1 protein-coding gene is annotated in these 569 nt (G+C 43.8%); it reads left to right on the forward strand.

Going from position 1 to position 569, the window contains the following annotated elements:
- Positions 1 to 220: 220 nt before the first annotated feature.
- Positions 221 to 569, forward strand: a 349-nt coding sequence (locus C9J87_RS20365; RefSeq protein WP_232820130.1) for a hypothetical protein, incomplete at its 3' end; no start/stop codon positions are given.

The following is a 569-nucleotide window of genomic DNA, read 5'->3' on the forward strand; positions in this document are numbered from 1 at the left end:
TTGGGTACTGGAAGCGATCGCAAATAATACCCAATTCAGTAACTCAGACCCGGCAGTAAGTGAGATTATCTCTAAGTGCCATAGCAAGGCCATCTCTCAGGCATTAGGAAGGAAACCGGGGAAAGACCCGATTAAATTCCTATCGTGGCTATTGGGTACGTTGGGCTATGAACTGACAGGGAAAAGGGTACGGATAGGGGATGCCCGGGAACATCGGTACATGATCCGAGAAGCTTGTCAGAATCCCCAATTTTTATCAGAGATTGGGGACGCGATCGCACGTCGGTATGAGAAAAATCTGAATAACTGTACTACCCTAGAATGGGGATTTTTAGAGGAAAACGAAACACCCAAAAATCAGGCACTCGAAATTGACTATAACTCAGATATATCAATAGTTCCGGCTGTCCCAGATCATCCTGATTCACTTATAGAGGTGATAGAAACATCTGGGACAAAAGTGTACTATGACTATCAAAAATATTTAGCAACTAAGTTGCTACCGGAAACCGATAGGAAAGACTCACTCCTAAGCGACTTTAGGGTATCTCTAGAGTCTATTGTCAACC

This window comes from Nocardioides allogilvus, from assembly GCF_003047285.1.
GTDB lineage: Bacteria > Actinomycetota > Actinomycetes > Propionibacteriales > Nocardioidaceae > Nocardioides > Nocardioides allogilvus.